The 19,814-nt window shown below is 36.9% G+C and carries 22 protein-coding genes; 16 read left to right on the top strand and 6 right to left on the bottom strand.

What is annotated here, in order from left to right; translation table 11 throughout:
• Nucleotides 1–210 precede the first annotated feature (210 nt).
• Nucleotides 211–1,140: a 2-dehydropantoate 2-reductase gene (panE, locus tag N178_RS20735; RefSeq protein ID WP_045294555.1), complete on the top strand. Its 930-nt coding sequence runs from the start codon at nucleotides 211–213 to the stop codon at nucleotides 1,138–1,140.
• Nucleotides 1,140–1,940, top strand: a complete 801-nt coding sequence (locus tag N178_RS20730; protein ID WP_045294553.1) for a GIY-YIG nuclease family protein — start codon at nucleotides 1,140–1,142, stop codon at nucleotides 1,938–1,940. Before panE ends, N178_RS20730 begins: the two co-directional genes overlap by 1 nt.
• 43 nt (nucleotides 1,941–1,983) lie before the next feature.
• Here the strand turns inward: N178_RS20730 and N178_RS20725 are convergent, their stop codons facing one another.
• On the bottom strand, nucleotides 1,984–2,295 hold the full coding sequence (locus N178_RS20725; protein ID WP_016763842.1) for a hypothetical protein: 312 nt from the start codon (nucleotides 2,293–2,295) through the stop codon (nucleotides 1,984–1,986).
• A 243-nt stretch (nucleotides 2,296–2,538) separates the two neighbouring features.
• Between N178_RS20725 and N178_RS20720 the strand changes: the two genes are divergently transcribed.
• The 4 genes from N178_RS20720 to proC all read left to right on the top strand — a co-directional run bounded on the left by N178_RS20720 (nucleotide 2,539) and on the right by proC (nucleotide 5,312).
• A complete protein-coding gene (locus N178_RS20720; RefSeq protein ID WP_045294551.1) occupies nucleotides 2,539–3,426 on the top strand; it encodes a 5'-3' exonuclease in 888 nt (295 codons plus the stop codon).
• An 81-nt stretch (nucleotides 3,427–3,507) separates the two neighbouring features.
• Nucleotides 3,508–3,819, top strand: a complete 312-nt coding sequence (locus N178_RS20715) for a YojF family protein (RefSeq protein ID WP_152640865.1) — start codon at nucleotides 3,508–3,510, stop codon at nucleotides 3,817–3,819.
• 23 nt (nucleotides 3,820–3,842) lie between these two features.
• Nucleotides 3,843–4,505: a bacillithiol biosynthesis deacetylase BshB2 gene (bshB2, locus tag N178_RS20710; RefSeq protein ID WP_045294549.1), complete on the top strand. Its 663-nt coding sequence runs from the start codon at nucleotides 3,843–3,845 to the stop codon at nucleotides 4,503–4,505.
• A 3-nt stretch (nucleotides 4,506–4,508) separates the two neighbouring features.
• Nucleotides 4,509–5,312: a pyrroline-5-carboxylate reductase gene (gene proC, locus N178_RS20705; RefSeq protein WP_045294547.1), complete on the top strand. Its 804-nt coding sequence runs from the start codon at nucleotides 4,509–4,511 to the stop codon at nucleotides 5,310–5,312.
• A 158-nt stretch (nucleotides 5,313–5,470) separates the two neighbouring features.
• Here proC and N178_RS20700 read toward each other — a convergent pair whose 3' ends face one another.
• On the bottom strand, nucleotides 5,471–5,869 hold the full coding sequence (locus N178_RS20700) for a thiol-disulfide oxidoreductase DCC family protein (protein ID WP_045294544.1): 399 nt from the start codon (nucleotides 5,867–5,869) through the stop codon (nucleotides 5,471–5,473).
• Nucleotides 5,870–6,017: 148 nt separating this feature from the next.
• Between N178_RS20700 and N178_RS20695 the strand changes: the two genes are divergently transcribed.
• Nucleotides 6,018–6,584 carry an RNA polymerase sigma factor gene (locus N178_RS20695; RefSeq protein ID WP_045294543.1) on the top strand — a complete coding sequence of 189 codons (567 nt, stop codon included), beginning with the start codon at nucleotides 6,018–6,020 and terminating at the stop codon, nucleotides 6,582–6,584.
• Entirely contained in the window at nucleotides 6,581–7,342 is a 762-nt protein-coding gene (locus tag N178_RS20690; RefSeq protein ID WP_045294541.1) for an anti-sigma factor, read from the top strand. Before N178_RS20695 ends, N178_RS20690 begins: the two co-directional genes overlap by 4 nt.
• Nucleotides 7,343–7,384: 42 nt before the next feature.
• On the opposite strand, the gene N178_RS20685 is transcribed toward N178_RS20690, so the two are convergent.
• Nucleotides 7,385–7,819 carry an Hsp20/alpha crystallin family protein gene (locus N178_RS20685; RefSeq protein ID WP_045294540.1) on the bottom strand — a complete coding sequence of 145 codons (435 nt, stop codon included), beginning with the start codon at nucleotides 7,817–7,819 and terminating at the stop codon, nucleotides 7,385–7,387.
• Between the two features lie 229 nt (nucleotides 7,820–8,048).
• On the opposite strand from N178_RS20685, the gene N178_RS20680 reads away from it, so the two are divergent.
• Together N178_RS20680 and N178_RS20675 are read left to right on the top strand one after the other, a co-directional pair.
• Nucleotides 8,049–8,429, top strand: coding sequence for a replication termination protein (locus tag N178_RS20680; RefSeq protein WP_013056721.1), 381 nt, complete (start codon nucleotides 8,049–8,051; stop codon nucleotides 8,427–8,429).
• A gap of 374 nt (nucleotides 8,430–8,803) precedes the next feature.
• On the top strand, nucleotides 8,804–9,082 hold the full coding sequence (locus tag N178_RS20675; protein WP_025752053.1) for an AbrB/MazE/SpoVT family DNA-binding domain-containing protein: 279 nt from the start codon (nucleotides 8,804–8,806) through the stop codon (nucleotides 9,080–9,082).
• An 86-nt stretch (nucleotides 9,083–9,168) separates the two neighbouring features.
• On the opposite strand, the gene N178_RS20670 is transcribed toward N178_RS20675, so the two are convergent.
• Entirely contained in the window at nucleotides 9,169–10,542 is a 1,374-nt protein-coding gene (locus N178_RS20670; protein WP_045294539.1) for an MATE family efflux transporter, read from the bottom strand.
• A gap of 220 nt (nucleotides 10,543–10,762) precedes the next feature.
• On the opposite strand from N178_RS20670, the gene N178_RS20665 reads away from it, so the two are divergent.
• The gene (locus tag N178_RS20665; RefSeq protein ID WP_045294538.1) at nucleotides 10,763–11,515 is read left to right on the top strand and encodes an SDR family NAD(P)-dependent oxidoreductase; all 753 of its coding nucleotides are present in this window, start codon (nucleotides 10,763–10,765) and stop codon (nucleotides 11,513–11,515) included.
• Between the two features lie 31 nt (nucleotides 11,516–11,546).
• On the opposite strand, the gene N178_RS20660 is transcribed toward N178_RS20665, so the two are convergent.
• On the bottom strand, nucleotides 11,547–13,058 hold the full coding sequence (locus N178_RS20660) for a phytoene desaturase family protein (protein ID WP_045294532.1): 1,512 nt from the start codon (nucleotides 13,056–13,058) through the stop codon (nucleotides 11,547–11,549).
• 136 nt (nucleotides 13,059–13,194) lie between these two features.
• Between N178_RS20660 and N178_RS20655 the strand changes: the two genes are divergently transcribed.
• A complete protein-coding gene (locus N178_RS20655) occupies nucleotides 13,195–14,298 on the top strand; it encodes a glycosyltransferase family 2 protein (protein WP_045294526.1) in 1,104 nt (367 codons plus the stop codon).
• Nucleotides 14,295–14,759 (top strand): glycosyl-4,4'-diaponeurosporenoate acyltransferase CrtO family protein, encoded by a 465-nt coding sequence (locus N178_RS20650; protein WP_045294613.1) that lies wholly within the window; start codon nucleotides 14,295–14,297, stop codon nucleotides 14,757–14,759. The genes N178_RS20655 and N178_RS20650 overlap by 4 nt, the downstream gene beginning before the upstream one ends.
• Here N178_RS20650 and N178_RS20645 read toward each other — a convergent pair.
• Nucleotides 14,756–15,208, bottom strand: a complete 453-nt coding sequence (locus N178_RS20645) for a hypothetical protein (protein ID WP_013056728.1) — start codon at nucleotides 15,206–15,208, stop codon at nucleotides 14,756–14,758. The two genes, N178_RS20650 and N178_RS20645, sit on opposite strands and share 4 nt — an antisense overlap.
• A 669-nt stretch (nucleotides 15,209–15,877) precedes the next feature.
• Between N178_RS20645 and ltaS the strand changes: the two genes are divergently transcribed.
• From ltaS to N178_RS20630, 3 genes are all read left to right on the top strand, one after another.
• Nucleotides 15,878–17,815 (top strand): lipoteichoic acid synthase, encoded by a 1,938-nt coding sequence (ltaS, locus tag N178_RS20640; RefSeq protein WP_029714994.1) that lies wholly within the window; start codon nucleotides 15,878–15,880, stop codon nucleotides 17,813–17,815.
• Between the two features lie 166 nt (nucleotides 17,816–17,981).
• Nucleotides 17,982–18,626, top strand: coding sequence for a 5-bromo-4-chloroindolyl phosphate hydrolysis family protein (locus tag N178_RS20635; protein WP_045294519.1), 645 nt, complete (start codon nucleotides 17,982–17,984; stop codon nucleotides 18,624–18,626).
• A gap of 24 nt (nucleotides 18,627–18,650) precedes the next feature.
• The coding region (locus N178_RS20630; protein ID WP_152640864.1) for a toxic anion resistance protein at nucleotides 18,651–19,814 on the top strand (1,164 nt) is incomplete at its 3' end.

Here is a 19,814-nt window from a genome sequence, read left to right as displayed (position 1 = left end):
TTTTCCGATTATGGATTGGTAAATAGTATATCCAAGAGGGGATAAAAGTCTAAACGTAAATTTTTATGCTTTTTTGTATTCATTATAACAACTTTAAAAGCGCTATGGCTATCTTTTGTAGAAAACTCAAAATACAATGAAATAAGAATATTATAAAATTTCAAACTAGCTGTGCTACAATAAAAGAAAAAGAAAAGGGGAGCAAAGGTTATGCGAATATTAGTTTTAGGCGCAGGCGGCGTTGGCGGTTACTTTGGAGGCAGACTTGTGGAAAAAGGGGAAGATGTGACTTTCCTTGTCAGAGAACGCAGAAAAAAAGAGCTGGAACAAAACGGACTTGTGATTAAAAGCGCACACGGTGACTTCACTTCACCTGTACAAGCTATTACAAAATCTGAGGTAAAAGGACCTTATGATGTTATTTTGTTCACGACGAAGGCTTATCATCTTAAACAAGCAATTGAGGATGTCCGTCCTTTTGTAGGGAATCAGACAGTTGTAATACCTTTGTTAAATGGTATGGCTCACGTCGCTCCATTGCAGGAAGCTTTTGGGGAAGAGAAAGTCATTGGAGGGCTGTGCTTTATTGAAACGACTTTAAACCAAGATGGAGATGTCGTCCAGACGAGTCCTGTGCACAGACTTGTATTTGGTGAATTTAAACAGAAGGAAACAGAACGATTACAACTGATTGAGCAAGCGTTCAGTGGTACAAAAGCTTCGTTTGTAAAAAGTTCATATATTGAACAGGATATGTGGCATAAGTATTTATTTATTACGGTTATGTCAGGTATGACCACTCTTATGCGCGCACCTGTTGGTCCAGTGCTAGCGGCAAAAGGCGGGCGTGAATTTGTACAAGAGCTTTTTAAAGAAGTTGAAAATATTATGATGGCCTACGATGCACCATTAGCAGAAGGAATCATTGAACAGCATATGAATACGATGGATAAAATGACGTATGACATGAAGTCATCGATGCAGCGTGACATGGAAAAAAGTTCTCAAATTGAAGGAGACCACCTTCAAGGATATTTGCTGACATTAGCTGAAAAATCGTCTATACACGTACCGCTTCTTCAAACTGTGTATACGCATCTAAAAGTATATGAAGAAATGTTAAAAGGTTATCAGAAATAATGACAGCAAAAATCGATTTAGCAGTCATGCAGGTACTGCAGAAGCTGCTAAGTACAGCAGAAATGGGACAATTGCCTTCAGCTCCCGGCATTTATTTTTTCTTTGATAAACCCGGCAGGCTTTTGTATATCGGAACCACGACGGGCTCTCTATCAGAAAGAGTAAGAGCTCACGTTGCAGGAAAAGGTGTTAGCAACACAAAAAAATTCCACAAAGAAATTCATGCTGTTGGATATATTGAAGTTCATGGATTAAAAAAAGAATTAGATATGCTGAGAACGATGCTTGTAAATGGTTATTTCCCAAAATACAATAAACAAGATGTGAAAAGAAAAAATGAATACGACATTTACACCGTTCACGGCAGAGTCCTTAGGGATACAGGAGTTGATAAGAAAAAAGTCTCCAAGCGGAAAACGGTGCTAAAGCCAACGTTAAAAGAGATAGAGATCTGCCAAGAAAACAGCGATATTACATATGCACGAGTCGCAAATATGAATGCTGAAGATCGAGTGAAAAAATTGTGGTCTTGTCAAGAAGCAGGAGCGCAGCTGCATCTTCCGGAGTTGAAAGTGTTAGCAATAAGTGACCGGCTTTTAAAAGAGCAGTATACATTTCAGCGAGATATGAAAAAGAATATGATGTTTACGATGCGAGATTTAGTTGTTATTCAAGTGTTGTTAAATTTAAATCCAACTCATGATTTAAAAAAGCGAGAAATAAAGGAAGCCATCAGCTTAGTGCGTAAATTTGGCATAGAAGAAGCTCTTCGCATTTCTGAAAAATTGCTCAAAGCGTAATAAAATCCATGATCACAATGATCATGGATTTTATCATTTACACTTAAGCTAATTCGTCAATAACTTTTGGTAAGGCCATAATAGAAATAACGCAAAGTGAACTGACAACTTGATGCATTTCAAAAATGGCAATGATGAATAACATCAGTGATATATATAATTGAAGGCCTTTTAATCCCCACGGCTTGCGATCGAAAAAAAAGTCGCTAAGTACAAATACAAAGAAAATGAGCGAACTGAACAAAATAATCATGGATGTAGACATGGAACGATCATAAGCAATGATAAATAACAAAGCGAGCAGCGACACAACAGATATAACTTTTAATGTTTTAATCATCGTGTTTTTATTCACTTTTTTCACCTTCATTTGTAGGATTGATCTTTCATCCTCATTTTATAGGATAGTCAAAAGTTCTAAAAGTCAAACGAATAAATCATAACAACAATTTAACATCTTTATACTACATTTACATTGAGAGAAAAAAATGGGCGGAGTTTGAGCTTTGTGCACTTCATTGACGCGTCCAAAGAACAAGTGCTATAGTATGTTTGCTCTAAAAGCTAAAGGAGCAAAGTTTTCAAAGGACGTGACTATGTGAACGAAACACTATTAGTAATTGATGGATTTAATTTATTAAGCCGCTGTTATTTTGCTACTTCTTATGGTAGAGATGAAGCAGCGTTGACAAGAAACAGCAAGGGCCAATTTACGAATGCCCTGAGAGTAACGATTCAAAAAATGCATGCATTGATTCACCAATATGAGCCAAGCCATATTTTCGTCGCTTGGGATGTTAAGCGCGAGGATACAAAACGTAAAGATACATATGCCCTATATAAGCAAACAAGAGCAGAGCTGCCTGAGCCGCTGATTCAGCAGTACGAAACGTTAAAGCAATTTTTTGACACAGTAGGCATTTATCAAATGTCATTGTCTTCTTACGAAGCAGATGATTTAATTGGTGCACTTGCAAATAAGTGGAGCAAAGAAAAGCAAAGCCCAGGATATATTTACAGCAATGACCGAGACTTGCTTCAGCTCCTAGATCAACATATTTCGCAAATTATTGCCAAAAAGCAGGTTGGCGATCTTGTTTATGGTTTTAAGCACTTTCAAGAAGAATACAATATTCATCCTCGTCAATGGGTGGACGTAAAAGCATTGCTTGGTGACAAATCTGACAATATTCCGGGCGTTCCAGGTGTAGGAGAAAAAGCCGCACTGCCTCTTATTCAACAATATGGCTCTATCCATGAAATTTATGCACAAATTGAACAATTAGATCCAGCTTTTAATCGTTATAAAAAAAAGCTGGCCGAAGGAAAAGAACTAGGTATGCTTAGTCGTGAACTCGCTGAGATTATTATAGACATTCAGGAAATCAGTATGTTGACTTGGGGAGAATTAACATTTATGTATGATTATGAACAATGGAATAAAGAAATTCAAAGTCTAGAACTAAACATTAGGATTCGCTCATGATTTTTAGTACAATACAATTTATGAACATGAGAAAGGAGTAACAAGCGTGCAACCAATTCATAAAGAAACAGTCCAAAAAAAATACAAACATTTTTAAATAAAGACGTATATGTACACCTTGAAACGACAAACGGTGCATATGCTTCACACGTGAATGAAAAAGTAATGACAGTTGGGGCTTTTATTCGCAATGGTAAAGTCACTATTTCAAACGGGAAGATAACTGGAGAAGGTCCTTATCGTGTAGGTCTTCAAATTGATTTAGGATGGATTTATGCAGAGGGATTAACAGATTGGGAAATTGATGAAGAAGGCCGACTTCTTCTAGCTGGGCATGACTTTGAAGGTCGTTTAGCAGTTGCCCTTCAATTAAGTGAACATCCGTTTTCATAACAGTAAAGAGAGGAGAATAGAACATGGAAGAAAGATTATTAATTGTATTTCCGCATCCTGACGATGAAGCATATGGAGCAGCAGGAATGATCACGCAAGCTAGACAAAAAGGAACGCCCGTTACATATGGCTGTGTTACGCTAGGTGAAATGGGACGAAATATGGGTAGACCGCTGTTTGCTAACCGTGAAACTTTACCTCAAATCCGAAAAAAAGAACTTTTAGATTTAGCGAACGTTTTAGATATTCAAGACTTGCGTATGCTAGGGCTTCGTGATAAAACGCTGGAATTTCTTGATATCGATGTTTTTGCAGATAAAATTGAAGAAATCATTAACGATGTAAAGCCGACTCACATTTTAACGCATTATCCTGGCTTTGCGGTACACCCTGATCATAATGCTACGGGAGCAGCTACGATTCAAGCGGTAAAACGTATGCCAAAAGAAAAGCGTCCGGTTGTTTGGTGTCATGCGTTTTCAAAAGATCGTATTGAACATATTGGAGAACCAGATATTATTTTTGATGTAACAGCGATGAAAGATAAAAAAATTGAAGCGTTAAAAGCCCATCGTTCTCAAACAGAAGGAATGATGAACGCAATTGACTTCGACCGCTTATCTGACTATCCGCAAATGGAACGTTTATTAACTAGAGAAGAATTCTGGACATATAACTGGGAGTAACAGATGAAAAAACAGCGAATTTTATTTATTGGAGCAGGACGAATGGCTGAAGCTGTAGCGGCTGGTTTGGTTACGAGCAGCGCTGACAGTATTGAGGCAGTGGTGATGTCAAACAACAGAGATATTGAGCGGTTACAGCGTGTTGAAAAAACGTACGGTGTACAAACGACGCAAAATTGGCGCCAAGAAGTTGACAATTCGGATGTTATTATTTTAGCGATGCCTCCCGAGGCCCATCCTTCCGTGCTCAAGGAACTTTCGACTCATTTAAATCAACAATTTGTCGTAACGCTAGCGGCAGGAATTGGTCCGAGTTACTTAGAAAATCATCTTCCGCAGGATACGCCTGTCGCTTGGATTATGCCAAATACAGCTGCTATGATTGGACAATCGATGTCTCTGTATACACTTGGAACTTCTGCCACGAAAGAGCATAAACAAGTGCTTCAAATGATTTTAAAAGGAATTGGTGAAGCGCATGAGTGTTCAGAGAAAGAAGTACATGAGCTAACGGCTGTAACGGGCAGTGCACCTGCGTTTTTATATTATTTTGCAGAATCGTTAATTCATGCAACTACTGCTTACGGTGTGGACGAAAAAACAGCCAAAGATTTAGTTATTCAAATGATGTATGGCTCTGTACAAATGCTGCATGAAACTAAAGATCCTGCGTCTTTAAGAGAGCAAGTAACAACTCCAGGCGGCGCTACTGCCGAAGGGTTAAAAGTGATGAAAGAACAAGACTTTTCCTTAATAATGAAGCAGGCAATTGAAGCAACGAATAAAAAAGCAATGGGTGGAAGCTAAAAAAGCTCGTACAACCATATCTTAGCTAAAAAATCCGAACTATAGTTCAGCATTCTTTCATTAGAATGTTGAATCAGTTCGGATTTTTTAATGAATAAACTTTCTTAACATAAAAATATTCCTTTTTGGAACTTTTTTTTCGCTATGTGCCAAGCTTTTTAGTCATCGACAAACCGTTTTTTCGTATCAGAAGTTGGGAGCATGCAGTGCTGCTGTTTGCCAAACCACTTATATCGGTTGCGAGCGATCCAGTTGTATACTATATCTCGAATAGGCGCAGGAATGATAATAAGTGCATATAACAATTTAACGGGTCCATCTAAGCGCTTGGCAATTTTTAAAGCAGCCGTTGATTTTATATATCTTTGTTTTCCATGGATATATACAATGCTGTCTAATTGCTCAGGAAGTAAGCCATGAGAGGCTAGCTGCTGCTTTCCGAAATCTGATTGAAGAGAAGCGAAAGAAAACAAAGCTTGTTCATCATGTTTAATAATAAATTGAACACTGCCATTACATAAATTACATATGCCATCAAAAAGAATCAAATGTTTCATTGAACAATTTCGCTCCTATTCCATAAAAAAGTATAATTGCTTGTCATTTTTGAAAAATAAAGGTACGTTTAAAAGATGTGAAAGTGATCCAAATTCAAAGGTAATTCGATTATATAATAAGGACTCATAAGAGTTAAAGGAGAAGGGTATGAAAGAGCAAAACGACGTTGTCTTATACAATAGAATAAAAGAACGAGACAAAAAAGCCCTTGAACTGCTGTATGACAAGTATGAGCGAATTCTTTATTCGTTTGTATACCGGTTAACAAATAGCTCTGATATTGCTGAAGAAGCTGTTCAAGAAGTATTTATTAAGCTGTGGAGAGGAAAGGGAGTTTACAGCGATGAAAAAGGGAAGTTTTCATCATGGCTGTTTACGATTACAAGAAACACCGCGATTGATATTGTGAGAAAAAGAAAAATCGATCCTATTTTCTCAGAAGAAATTTTTGATTTTATTGAAGATGATCATCCTCAGATTGACGAGCAGCTTCAGTGGAAAGAAGAACAGCAGAGAGTACGGCACGCTGTATCAAAATTGTCTGAAGACCAAAAAAAGATTATTCAATCCGTTTATTTTAAGGGATTAACGCAGCAAAAAGTAGCAGAAGAGCAGCAAATCCCATTAGGAACAGTAAAGGGTAGGGTGCGATTAGCGTTGCGGAAATTAAAAACATATTTAGGTACCGATGCAGAAGGGAGAGCTGATTCATGAGTATGTGCAATAAACTAATTGATTACTATAATGATCAGTTGACTTCCCATGAGAAAAAAGAGTTTGAAATGCACTTAAAAAACTGTCAAAGCTGTCAAGATGAACTAAAAGAACTGGAGGAAGTTCTTGGAGATCTAACGTATTTGACACCAGAACAATCTCCTCCTCCAGAAATGAAACAGCGAATACTTGCGAATGTATTCGAAGAAGATCAAGGTGAGACAAAGAGAGAACCAATAGCTTTAAAAAATGAAAAACAATATGCTGCGTCTAAGAAATCAAATAAAAAATCCATCATTATTGGATTAGCTGCGGCACTTCTTTTATCCCTTGCAGGAAACAGCTACCTACTGTTGAAAGATGAAGACAAAGGCAAACAAGAACCAAATGTTTCGGTTGCTCCTCAAAACGAACCTCTTACATCTGAAAAAACAATGAAGCTGCAGGCAGAGCCGAACGTTTCTGGCGAAGCAACAGCATCTCTTACGAAAAAAGGTGGAAATTTAAATGTGGTCATTCAAGCGAATAACTTGAAAAACGTAAAGGGGAATGAAGTCTATCAGGTGTGGCTCATAAAAGGTGATAAGCCTCATCCGGCAGGTGCTTTTGTAACAGATAAAAATGGAAACGGGACAGTGGTCTATACGATGAGCCAAAAAGAACAGACTGAAAAGTGGGATGTTATGGCCATTACTTTAGAACCGAACGCGAATAATAAGACGCCAAAAGGAAACATTGTGTTAAGTTCAGCGCTCTAACAAAAACCCTTCTGCTAACAGAAGGGTTTTGGTTACGTGCAGTTAATCATCTTCAAACTGTATAGCAATGGTTTGATCATTTTCTATCTTATTCAGTCGAATTTCCAATAAACCATTTTTGTACTTAGCGCGAACTGGTTCGTCTGTGTAGTGAAAAGGAAGTTTGAGCGTGCGAGAAAATACGCCTGTATGGCGTTCGTTCAGCTTTAACTTTTGTTTAGATGCTTCATAAGCATAAGGAACGTTCCCTTCAACTGTTAATATATTTGCGTCCAACTTAATTTGAATGTCGTTAGTGGATTGTAGTCCAGGAACTTCAACGACGATAATGCCTTCTTTATCGGTTTCATATAAGTCGACGTTTGGAAATCGCTTTGGCAAGATGTGATTTAAATCGCTCCAAAAGTGATTTCCAAGCATATCTTCTACCTTATGCTGAATCGAACCCCAATCAATCTCTTCATATTTTTTACTCAAAGGAACCCCTCCTTATATTCACGTAAATTCCTTCTATATATATGAAAAAAAGAAAATTCAATGCCTGCTTACAAAGAATGAGAAAAATGCGTAAATAAGTGAAAAAATGTGAGGAAAAAAAGAGATTTTGAGTGAAAAAGAAGGATTATGTAGAATAAAAAAAGTATAATTACGTATAGAGCTTTCTATTATTCTGAATGAAAGCAAGTATGTGAAGGGGGAAGTTGAGATGAGAGAAAAGCGTACATCCAGTGGTTTTCTATTAAAACAACGTGCTTTCTTAAAATTATATATGATTACGATGACGGAGCAAGAGCGTCTGTATGGCCTTCGTTTGTTAGATGTGTTGAGAGATGAATTTCGCCCTTTTGGGTTCAAACCTAATCATTCTGAGGTATACAAAGCTCTCCATGACTTGATTGAAGATGGTGTCCTCAAACAGGTGAAGCGTAAAAAAGAAGGAATGAAGCTTCAAGAAGTGGTTTATTATACATTTACAAATGAGGGAGAAGAGAAAGCTAAATTATATAAAAAACAATTAAAAGTAGAGCTGGAGCGGTGTGAAGCTATGATTCAAAAAGCTATTCGTGACAACTTCGGGTCCAAATGAACGTGTCTTTAGTTAGAAAAGACACGTTTTTTCTATAGCTGATTTTGTCGTCTTATGTCGGAATAAAAGTTATAAAATGGGTACAAAGTAGTGTAAAAGATGGATATATAGTTATATTATGGATAAAATACACACTTTTAACATATATGGATGAATTCGATTTTAAAGATTATGCACTATTCATAAATAGTGTACGAATTGATATGATACAAAGTGTATATAAATCTATTTAATACGTTATTTGCCATATTTTAAGAACTTATAAACCGTTATCAGACCATTATTGAAGCATTTTGGTTTTAGCAACTCTGACGAATTTGACTAGATTTGTATCGAGAAGATATTATTTGTTTACTATGAAAGGAATGGATTTTATGAAGTCTACAGGAATTGTAAGAAAAGTAGATGAATTGGGTCGCGTAGTAATTCCTATTGAATTGCGCCGTATTTTAAATATCAACACAGGTGATCCAGTAGAAATATATGTTGATGAAGATATTATTATTTTACAAAAGTATAGTCCATATGGTGCTTGCTTAGTAACTGGGGAAATTACGCGTGAAAACTTAACCTTTGGGAATGGGAACGTTGTGTTAAGTAAAAAAGGTGCAGAACAGCTTTTACAAGAGTTAGAGCGTACCTTAAATAAATAAGAAGTTTTAAGTCTTAGTATAAGGAAGAATATCAATCCATCTTTAAACCAAAAAAGAACGTTCTTTTGAGAACGTTCTTTTTTTGATTAAGCTGTCCGAGAAGATTTATCCTCCTCTAGCAGCTGCTTCTTTTGTATTTTTATCAAACGATACGCAAGTCCTGTTGCCCCTGCAGCGAGCCCCGCAATTAGTCCAACCCAATAGCCAAACGCCTGCAAATCGGTGTATTTTGCTAAAACAACGCCTAAAGGTAGACCAATTACCCAATAAGATACCAAGGACATTAAAAAGGTAACATTTACATCCTTATATCCTCGCAGAGCGCCTTGAATAGGAGCTTGAAGAGCATCAGAAAGCTGAAAGAAAATTGCATAAATCAAAAAGTGAGAAGTTAATGCGAGCACCTCTGCATCTTTTGTATATAAAGATGCTACTGATTCTCTAAGAGTAAATAAAAGACCTGCGCACACAAAGGCCATGCCAACAGCAATTGTTATACCAATTCTGCTATAGCTTCGTGCATCTTGATTCCGTTTAGCACCCGCTTCAAATCCTACAACAATTGTTAAAGCCATAGAAATACTCAGCGGAATCATATAGAGAAATGAGGCAAAATTAATAGCTGCTTGGTGAGAAGCGATCGTAATGGTGTTGTACGAGCTCATAAACAGCGTGACGGCTGAAAAAATACTTGTTTCGAAAAATACGGAAAAACCGATAGGTAAACCAATTTTTAATATTTCTTTCCAAGCAGAAAAAGAGATACGGTGAAATTTTTTAAATAAACCGAAGTTAGAAAAAGGCTCTTTTTTATGAATAATTAAAATTGATATGACAAGTATGCACCAATATGTGATGGCCGTTGCATAACCAGAGCCTACTCCACCCAAGTGAGGGAAGCCCAGCTTACCGAAGATTAATACATAGTTTAAAGCCACATTAATCGGAAGACCTAAAATGGTGATAAGCATAGACGTACGAGTTTGCCCTAAAGCATCAATAAAGTTTCGTAAAACCGTATAAATAAAAAGCGGAATAATACCAAAAGATAAAGCAATTAAATACTGTTTGGCAATGCGCATCACGTTTGCTTCTAAATTCATTCCTTTTAAAATAGGGCTAACAACAAAAATGCCGATTAAAATGATAACGGCAGCCATTAAAATGGAGACGTAAAGCCCTTGAATGACAGAAAACGGCACTTTTTTCTTTTGATTAGCTCCGACAAGCTGTGCAACAATTGGCGTAATAGACATTAAAATTCCGCTTAGCCCTGTAAAAACAGGCACCCATAAGCTCGAACCAATTGCTACCCCTGCCAAGTCATCTGCACTCACTCTTCCTGACATCATCGTATCAAAGAAAGTCATTGAAAACATTCCAAACTGGGTGACCAATATCGGAAATAAAATAAAAACGAACTGCTTAACTTTCTGTGACGTTGAAAACGTTTGTTGCATTAAAAAACCCCCAATTTGAAAACATTTACACCAAAAAGCATTATATCACGCAAAGGCTTGTTTTTGCTAAGAGTTCTGACAATAAATTCAAAGAATGTATCCATAAAGCACAGCCCTTTGAAAGGAAGTAAAAGGTAAAGTAGTATATGATTTTAATTTTGAGACGCAGTGGGCTATGATAGAAAGTATAGTAATTATCATTTAACGTGGAGGGATACGTGTGGATTTACAGTTACAAAGTAAAAATGTACTCATTACCGGTGGATCAAAAGGAATTGGGAAAGCTATTGCTGCTTTGTTTATTCAAGAAGGAGCAAACGTTGGAATCGCTGCAAGAGGAGAGGAAGCATTACAGCATGCACAGTCAGAATTAGAAAACGTACGTACATATACAGCAGACCTAACAAACGAATCAGACAGAGTTGCATTAATTGAGAAGTTCATTAAAGACTTCGGAAGCATTGATATTTTAATTAATAACGCTGGAGGAAGTAATGGAAGTAAGGCAATGGAAACAGATCTATCCCTTTTCAAAGAAGCGATGGAGCTAAACTACTTTTCAGCCGTACATTTGAGTAAACTAGCAGCGGCGCATATGACAAAAGATGGGTCAATCATTAACGTTACCTCTATTTTTGGAAGGGAAAGTGGAGGGAAAGTCACGTACAATAACGCAAAAGCAGCACTTATCAGCTTTACAAAGTCATTTGCAGATGAAATGATTTCTAAAGGAATTCGTGTAAACGGAGTTGCGCCGGGAAGTATTTTGCACGAGACGGGTAATTGGAAAAAGAGAATGGAGGAAAATCCGGATAAGATCAAGCAGTTTGTTGAAAATGAAATACCAGCAGGGCGCTTTGGAGAGCCGGAAGAAGTGGCAAACGCCGTTGTTTTTTTAGCATCTTCCAGAGCTTCATGGATAGTGGGTGCGACGTTAAACGTAGACGGTGGACAGTCAAAAATGAACTTTTAAAAAAAGTGCAGGAATTTCCTGCACTTTTTTATTATCCAATATCTTTTTGCATACGAGGAATCTGAAAATCTTCATTAATTGCGTCCGCTGTAAGCTGACCTGATAATGTCACCATTGGCACGCCGCCTCCAGGGTGTGTAGAGCCGCCTACAAAATAAAGGTTAGAAAGAAGCTGACTTCTTGCTGGAATTTTAAAACCTCCATTTTTCTTGCGGTCAGTCGCTACGCCATAAATGGATCCGCCGTTAGCACCGTAAAGCTCCTGGATATCGTTAGGAGTAAACGTATATTCAAACTCAATGCTTGAACGTAATCCTTCCAAACCCATTGCTTCAAGTTTTTTCAATACGATATCACGATAGCGGTCTTTTAATACAGTCCAGTCGTCTCCTTCTTTTAAAGGAGGTACATGAGTCAGAACGAACAGGTTTTCTTTTCCTTCAGGAGCTTGCGTAGGGTCTGATTTAGACGATACGCCAATGTAAATTGTCGGATCCATGGCTACTTGACCTTTGTTAAAGATTGTATAAAACTCTTCTTTCTGATCCTTTGAGAAGAAGAAATTATGATGTTGAAGCTGCTTATACTGTTTGTTAACTCCTAATAAAAGAACAAGGCCAGAAACAGTAGGTTCAAATTTTGCAAGCTGCTGAGTTTGCTTAGCTGCTTGCTCATGATTTTTTAATAAATAGCGGTAAGTTGGAATTGCTTCTAGATTAGATACGACAATATCTGCTGATAGATTCTCACCGTTTTCCAGTGTAATTCCAGTTGCCTTTGCTCCGCTTGTTGTGATTTCTTTTACTGGCGTATTTAGATGCACAGTGACGCCAAGTTCTTGAAGGAGCTTATCCATCGCTTCAGCAATTTTGTACATTCCGCCTTTTACGTAATAAATACCTAATCCTAGCTGAACGTGAGCAAGCTGTGTTAACACAGCTGGTGCATGATAAGGAGAAGAACCGATGTACATAATTAAAAAATTAAACAATTGACGCAGATGTTGATTTGAAAAATATTTGCGTGTAGTAGCATCCATAGATCTCATTGGATCCATTTGGAGCAGTTCTTTTACCGTGTGCATCGTTCGTAAATCATGCAGTCCAGATAAACTTTTTTTATAAAAACTTTTTAAGTTCGATTCGTACATTTTATTTGCATAAGATAAATAGTCAAAAAAACCTTCAATGTCTTCTGGAGCAAGCTCTTGCAGCTGCTGAAGCATGCGGGGAAGGTCACTGGTCAAATCAATTTGTGTTCCATCTTGGAAAAAAGTTCTCCACTGAGGCTCAATTCGTTCTATTGTTAAGTAGTCGTGGATATTGCGCCCTGCACTTTCAAACAGCTGCTCTAGCACCCACGGCATTGTTAAAATAGAAGGCCCCGTATCGAAAGAAAATCCTTTGCCGCTGCGAATATTTAACTTACCGCCAATTCGCTCGCTTTTTTCAACGACTGTTACATCATATCCATCAGCTGAAAGACGGATAGCAGCTGACAGACCACCTAAACCTGCGCCTACAACAATTACTTTCTTTTTCATCTTTTTCCTCCTTATAAAACAAAAGCGAGTTGTCAACAATGTGTATAAAATGACTTCACGCAAAATAAAAATAGGTTTACAACTTTTTATTTTGTCCAGTTCGCTAACTTTCATACGTGAAGGAAAGGAGAAAGGGATGTCTTTTTTACTGGTTGCTCTTGCCTTGACAGGTACACTTGTCATCACTATCCCTACATTTAAACGTGTAAAAATAGTAAGAAACGATATGTCATGTTTGTCCATTATTATTCCAGCTAGAAATGAAGAAAGAAACCTTACCTTTTTATTGCAGTCACTCCAGTTACAGAACGCTGACTTTGAAGTGATTGTTGTAGATGACAACTCAACAGATAATACTGAGCGGGTAGCCAAAGCATTCGGCGTAAAAGTAGTGCACCCGGGGGGACTTCCAGCTGGATGGCTAGGAAAGTCATGGGCATGCTGGAATGGAGCAAGAGAAGCAAAAGGCTCGGTGCTTTTATTTTTAGATGCTGATATTACAGTAGAGAAAGACGGAATTGAAAAAGTATTTTTCTACTATCAACAGCAAGGGGGTGTGCTGTCGGTTCATCCTTATCATCTTGTTAAGAGGCCTTATGAAATGCTTTCTGCTTTATTTCACTATGTTACGTTTGCATCGATTGGCGCTTTTCACCCCTTTAAAAATTGGAAAAGTCCTTCCGTCGGTTTCGGGCAGTGCTTGCTTTGCAGCGCAGTCTCCTACTTTCAAAGCGGCGGCCACGAAGGGATAAAAAAAGAAGTGGTTGAAAATATGGCGCTGGTTGAGAAAATGAACAAACAAGGTGAATTTATTACGTGTATGAGTGGACAAGGAGCTCTTTCCATGCGCATGTATCCAAATGGTATGAAAAGCCTTATAAGAGGGTGGAGTAAAAGTTTTGCTTCAGGTGCGGGGAAAACGGAAGCCATTTATTTATTTCTAGTAAGTTTATGGCTTACTAGCATGATTAATTATGTTCTTTTTTTACCTACTCTATGGAATCAACATGCAGGCTTGGCAATTAGCAGTTATGTTTGCTATGTAAGTCTCTTATTTAATAGCTTAAGAAAAATAGGTTCGTTTACTTTTTTTTCTTTGTGCTTATTTCCTATTCATGTGCTGTTTTTTCTAGGTCTATTCGTATGGTCTTTCATTCAAACAGCGGTGAGAAAGCAAGTTAAATGGAAAGAACGCAGCATATCTATAGAAGAAGAAAAAAAGAAGAAAGTGATAAAATGAAAGGTGCTCAGCTCTTAATTAATATTATGGCATGGTTTGTGATTCACATGTTCATCGCCTACAGATGCACAAAAATTTCTGCCTTTTACTTAAAAAAGGATCTTGCGCTGTTTAAGGTTCACAGCTGGGAAACAGTGGAAATATATAAAAAATTCGGGGTGCACAGATGGAAAACGTGGCTTCCTGATGCAGGAAAGCTATTTAAACGAGGGTTCTATAAAAAGAAATGGGAGAGTAGAACAAAGGAATATGCACAGCTTTTTTTAATTGAAACAAATCGAGCCGAGTTAACTCATTGGATCAGCATACTTCCTTCTATTCTTTTTTTTATATGGAACTCTCCTTCTACAGGTGTTTGGATGGTTATTTATGCCATTATTGCAAACGTACCGTTTATTTTGGTTCAACGATATAATCGAATACGGATTCAACAGGTCGTTTTGAAAATCAAACAAAATTAATTCACGTGCCTTTGGCTCCGAGTAGGGGCCTCGGTTTTTATTTTTTTCTCCTTATTTGAAGACAATAATTTCTTGGATAAAAGAAAAAAAGAAGCAAAGGCGATATAAATACTAAAAAAGACTAAAAACCCCCATAAGCCTGCTATGGCATCATCAAATTCCATATTGCCTCGAGTGGTAATTCCTTGCTGAATTTCAATGGCAAAAACTAAGACAAGCATAACAGTAAGAGTATAGATAAAGGAAATAGCTGTAATACTAAATTTCCATTTTGACAATAATTTAAAGATCATATAAACGCTTAAAAACGTGAGCAGTCCAATAATGCCAATAATCCAGAAGTGAAGTTCTTTATCTGAAAGAGAAAATCCTAGTAAATAAAAAATATAAATTAATCCATCGTGCAATACATTAATAATATTTGTAATGAAAACAATACATTCTTTCATTTTTTCTCCTTTATAAAAATGTAAGACGTTTAAACTTCTTGGTATACAAGTATGCATAGCCCGTACTCATTCCGATTTTATATAAAAAATGCACTTTCTAGATCAGTCATTAAAAAGATCTGAAATTTCAAATAATATTTATAATTTATATTATAAACAAAAAGGTAAAAAAATAAAAATTTTCGATGCAAACTGACACATTTTTTTCATATTTACAGAAAGAAATAACTCAAAATATGTGGTTTACTGTAGAAAGAAAAGAAAATAAAAGGTGTTGATCTAACAAATATTCACAAGTGCTTTTATGCATTCTCTTGTAAAGTAGAAGGAAAACTAAGGCAAGTGTTAAATTTATATGTATAGTGGACAAAATAAAAAATAAATATAAAATAGTGAAACCTAAAGAGAAGCTGTCCGTATTAAATAGTGAGAAGAAAAAAGCGCAGGATACATTTGTGTTTGAAAGCCGATAGAGCTGGGAATAAGAAAGTAGTTATTTTCTCACGTTTGGTGAAAATTATACGTAGCGGTGTTGACAATTTTTTTTAAAGAGTTAAAATGTGAAAGAACAGATTAGCTCTCTTACATTTTTTGTAAGGGAGATTTCTTTTTACATTTACTATAAAAATAAAAGTGAGCTTAAATTTCAATAGAGACAGAGGTGGGAATATGAAACAGCTCATGACAAACGGTAAAAATATTTTTTCGAAACAGCTGCCGTTATTTCTAATTGCAGTTTTGTTGTTTTGGATTAAAACGTATACCGTTTATCGTATCGAATTTAACTTAGGGCTAGACAATTTTATGCAAAAGTTCTTACTTTTCATAAACCCAATTGGTTCGGCAATTTTCTTTTTTGCCATTGCATTACTATTTAAAGGGCGCGGAAAAGTACGAGCACTGCTTGGAATGAATTTTTTACTTTCATTCATCCTGTACGCAAATGTAGTATACTATCGCTTCTTTAATGATTTTATTACTGTTCCTGTATTGACTCAGTCAAACAACTTTGGTCAATTAGGCGGCAGTGCTATGGCTTTAATTAGCCCAACTGATATTTTATACTTCACAGATTTCTTTATTCTTTTAGTTTTAGTATTATGGAAAAAAGTTGACTTACCAGCAACAATTAGTCGACGTACTGTGACAGGTGTATTTTTATCAGGGATTTTATTCTTAAGTGCCAACATCGCACTAGCGGAAATGGATCGTCCTCAACTATTAACAAGAACATTTGACCGCAACTATTTAGTAAAATATTTAGGAACGTATAACTATACAATCTATGACATTATCCAGAGCTCAAAATCTTCAGCACAGCGGGCGCTAGCAGATAGCAGTGATGTGGCTGAGGTAGAGAACTATGCAAAAGCAACGTATGCTGAGCCGAACAAAGAATATTTCGGTCAAGCAAAAGGCAAAAACGTTATCTATATTTCATTAGAGTCACTTCAGTCATTTATGATTGGCTATAAGTTAAATGGTGAAGAAGTAACGCCATTCTTAAATTCACTATTAAAAGATCAGAACACAATGTATTTCGATAACTTCTTCCATCAAACAGGGCAAGGTAAAACGTCAGATGCTGAATTCATGATGGAGAACTCATTATTCGGCTTACCTCAAGGTTCTGTATTTACAACAAAAGCAAATAACACCTATCAGTCGCTATCTGGTATTCTAGATCAGCAAGGCTATACAACATCTGTGTTCCACGGAAATGGAAAATCGTTCTGGAACCGTGATGAAATGTATAAATCAATGGGTGTAGAAAAATTCTTTGATTCAGCTTATTACAATATGTCAGACGAAGATACGCTGAACTATGGTTTAAAAGATAAACCATTCTTTAAAGAATCAATGCCGTACCTAAAAGGCTTAAAGCAGCCATTTAGCGCGAAGTTCATTACGTTATCAAACCACTTCCCTTATCCACTAGATAAGGAAGACCAAACGATTGGACCTCACAATACGGGAGATAAGTCAGTTGACCAATACTTCCAAACGGCTCGTTATTTAGATGAATCAATCAAGCAATTCTTTGAGGACTTACAGGCCTCTGGTTTAGCAGACAATACGATGGTTGTGATGTACGGTGACCACTACGGTATTTCTGAAAACCATAAGCGTGCAATGGGCAAAGTAATGGGTAAAAACATCAATGATTTTGAACAAGCTCAACTGCAGCGCGTACCATTATTTATTACTTCACCAGGCCTTAAAGGCGGCGTAAATCATACGTATGGTGGAGACGTAGATGTTCGTCCAACAGTGATGCATTTATTAGGTCTTGATACAAAAGACTATATTGACTTTGGTACAGACTTATTATCAAAAGAACATCAGCAAGTTGTACCTTTCCGTAACGGTGACTTTGTTACACCGAAGGTAACAAAAGTTGATCAGAAAGTGTATGACAACGCAACGGGCAAGCAGCTTTCAGATAAGGAAGCGAAACAGTATGATAAGTATGATGACCTAGTTAAGAAAAAGCTAGAACTATCAGATAAACTTGTTTACGGAGACTTACTCCGCTTTCATACACCAGAAGGGTTCAAACCAATTGAACGCTCGAAGTATGATTACAACAAGCGCGAAGATCAATAAAAAAACAGGCAGCCATAAAAGCTGCCTGTTTTTTTGTTTTGTGAAACTTTTAAGGGATTTATCCGTATATAAATTATAACAGTAATCGTTTTAAGAGACGGGAAGACAATGGTATAATATGTATACGTTTAAAAGTTCGGTCACATTTAAGATAGGAGTGAAAGCGATGAAAGTCGTTCGAATCATAAAAAAGATTCTTGCCATTTGGGTAACAGGAGCAGTAGCCGTTCCGGTCAGCTATTTTGGATTCAGTACCACGATGATTCAATCCTTTGGCATTAGTATAGGAGTCGTGATCGTGATGAGCCTGTTTTTTATTATGAGCAGTGCTCGACGTCATTATCAAAATCCGTATAGAGAAGAAATTGCATACGTTCGTCATCAAGTAAAAGAGGCAAGAAAGCAATTAAGAACCATTGGAAGCTATCGTTTTAAAATTCGGTCTGTTCATATGTGGACAGAACTTTCTAAACTATACAAAGTAGGCAAAAGCATCATTGAAATGGTAGAAAAAGAGCCCGCACGATATAAAGATGTTCAGCCCTTTTTTACGAATTACTTACAATCAACGGTTACCGTCATTGAAAGGTATATGTTTTTATTATCAAAACCAACGAAAAGCATAGAAGTAAAAGAAAGTCTTCATGAAGCGGAAGACATGCTGCGCGGGTTATCAGGGAAGTATGAGCATTTATTAACAAATGCTCTTTCACAAGATAAGCTGACATTAGATGTAGAGCTTAAAGTGCTAAAGCAAGCATTTGAAGAAGAGCAGCCGTATATACCGACAGCTACTAATCGCACAAAGTAATGTAAATGCAAAGGATGGGATTTTATGATGAAAGAATATGATCAAAATAAATCGTTAGATGCGCTTCTTGATGATCCTTTTGCTTCGCCTACCCCGCAGTTACAACCGGATTCTCGCGCTGCAAAAAGAAGCACATACGATGATTTGACACCGGAATATCAGGAAAAAGCACAGAAAATCGCAAATCAAATTGATTATAAAAATCAGCAGGCTATCTTACAGTACGGGGTAGCAGCTCAGTCAGAACTATCTCAGTTTTCTCAATCTGTACTACAGCATGTTCAAACGAAAGATACGGGACCAGTAGGAGACGTTATAGGAGATTTGATGAGTAAGATTCGCCAAGTGAATCCTGATGACTTTTCTGCAAAGAAAAAAGGAGTCATTGGTCGATTATTTTCAGGAGTCTCTAGGCCGATTCAAAATTTATTAACCAAATATCAAAGCATTAATGTTGAAATTGATAAAATTGCAGATAAGTTAGAGCGCTCAAAACAAATGCTGTATCGAGACATTACAATGTTAGACAGCTTATATGATAAAAATAAACAATTTTACGAGGCGCTTAACGTCTACATTGCAGCGGCAGAATACAAGTTAGTGGCGCTGCAGAATGAAACGCTGCCCCAGCTTCAGCAAACAGCCTCTCAAAAAAATGACTACTTGATGGCTCAGGAGGTCAATGATTTGAATCAGTTTATTAATAGGCTGGAAAAACGAGTGCATGATTTAAAACTGAGCCGTCAAATTGCCATTCAAAGTGCACCGCAGATTCGATTAATTCAAGAAGTCAATCAGACCCTTGTTGAAAAAATTCAGAGCTCTATTTTAACAGCTATTCCACTTTGGAAAAATCAAGTAGTAATCGCAACCACTTTATTACGCCAAAAGAAAGCAATGGAAGCCCAAAAGCAAGTATCCAAGACAACAAACGACTTGCTTACTAAAAATTCAGAGCTGCTCAAGCAGAATACGATTGAAGTAGCTCGTGAAAACGAGGCGGGGATTGTTGATATCGAAACATTGAAAAAAACGCAGTCCGATTTGATTACCACGTTAGAAGAAGTACTAAAGATACAAGAAGAAGGACGTACGAAGCGTACCGAAGCAGAATCAGAGCTGTATCAAATGGAAAAAGATTTAAAAACCAAATTATTAGATTTAAAAATAAAAAAAGTCGTTACGTAC

Source organism: Priestia aryabhattai B8W22 (assembly GCF_000956595.1).
GTDB classification, from domain to species: Bacteria; Bacillota; Bacilli; order Bacillales; family Bacillaceae_H; genus Priestia; species Priestia aryabhattai.
This window is presented reverse-complemented; position numbering and strand designations above follow the sequence as displayed.

What these genes read in the sequence shown, in the direction of transcription:
- N178_RS20645 (WP_013056728.1), bottom strand. Translation starts at nt 15,208, where the DNA reads ATGAAAGAATGTATTGTTTTCATTACAAATATTATTAATGTATTGCAC.
- N178_RS20700 (WP_045294544.1), bottom strand. Translation starts at nt 5,869, where the DNA reads ATGAAACATTTGATTCTTTTTGATGGCATATGTAATTTATGTAATGGC.
- N178_RS20690 (WP_045294541.1), top strand. Translation starts at nt 6,581, where the DNA reads ATGAGTATGTGCAATAAACTAATTGATTACTATAATGATCAGTTGACT.
- N178_RS20730 (WP_045294553.1), top strand. Translation starts at nt 1,140, where the DNA reads ATGACAGCAAAAATCGATTTAGCAGTCATGCAGGTACTGCAGAAGCTG.
- panE (WP_045294555.1), top strand. Translation starts at nt 211, where the DNA reads ATGCGAATATTAGTTTTAGGCGCAGGCGGCGTTGGCGGTTACTTTGGA.
- N178_RS20675 (WP_025752053.1), top strand. Translation starts at nt 8,804, where the DNA reads ATGAAGTCTACAGGAATTGTAAGAAAAGTAGATGAATTGGGTCGCGTA.
- N178_RS20670 (WP_045294539.1), bottom strand. Translation starts at nt 10,542, where the DNA reads ATGCAACAAACGTTTTCAACGTCACAGAAAGTTAAGCAGTTCGTTTTT.
- N178_RS20680 (WP_013056721.1), top strand. Translation starts at nt 8,049, where the DNA reads ATGAGAGAAAAGCGTACATCCAGTGGTTTTCTATTAAAACAACGTGCT.
- N178_RS20655 (WP_045294526.1), top strand. Translation starts at nt 13,195, where the DNA reads ATGTCTTTTTTACTGGTTGCTCTTGCCTTGACAGGTACACTTGTCATC.
- N178_RS20635 (WP_045294519.1), top strand. Translation starts at nt 17,982, where the DNA reads ATGAAAGTCGTTCGAATCATAAAAAAGATTCTTGCCATTTGGGTAACA.
- ltaS (WP_029714994.1), top strand. Translation starts at nt 15,878, where the DNA reads ATGAAACAGCTCATGACAAACGGTAAAAATATTTTTTCGAAACAGCTG.
- N178_RS20660 (WP_045294532.1), bottom strand. Translation starts at nt 13,058, where the DNA reads ATGAAAAAGAAAGTAATTGTTGTAGGCGCAGGTTTAGGTGGTCTGTCA.
- N178_RS20695 (WP_045294543.1), top strand. Translation starts at nt 6,018, where the DNA reads ATGAAAGAGCAAAACGACGTTGTCTTATACAATAGAATAAAAGAACGA.
- bshB2 (WP_045294549.1), top strand. Translation starts at nt 3,843, where the DNA reads ATGGAAGAAAGATTATTAATTGTATTTCCGCATCCTGACGATGAAGCA.
- proC (WP_045294547.1), top strand. Translation starts at nt 4,509, where the DNA reads ATGAAAAAACAGCGAATTTTATTTATTGGAGCAGGACGAATGGCTGAA.
- N178_RS20650 (WP_045294613.1), top strand. Translation starts at nt 14,295, where the DNA reads ATGAAAGGTGCTCAGCTCTTAATTAATATTATGGCATGGTTTGTGATT.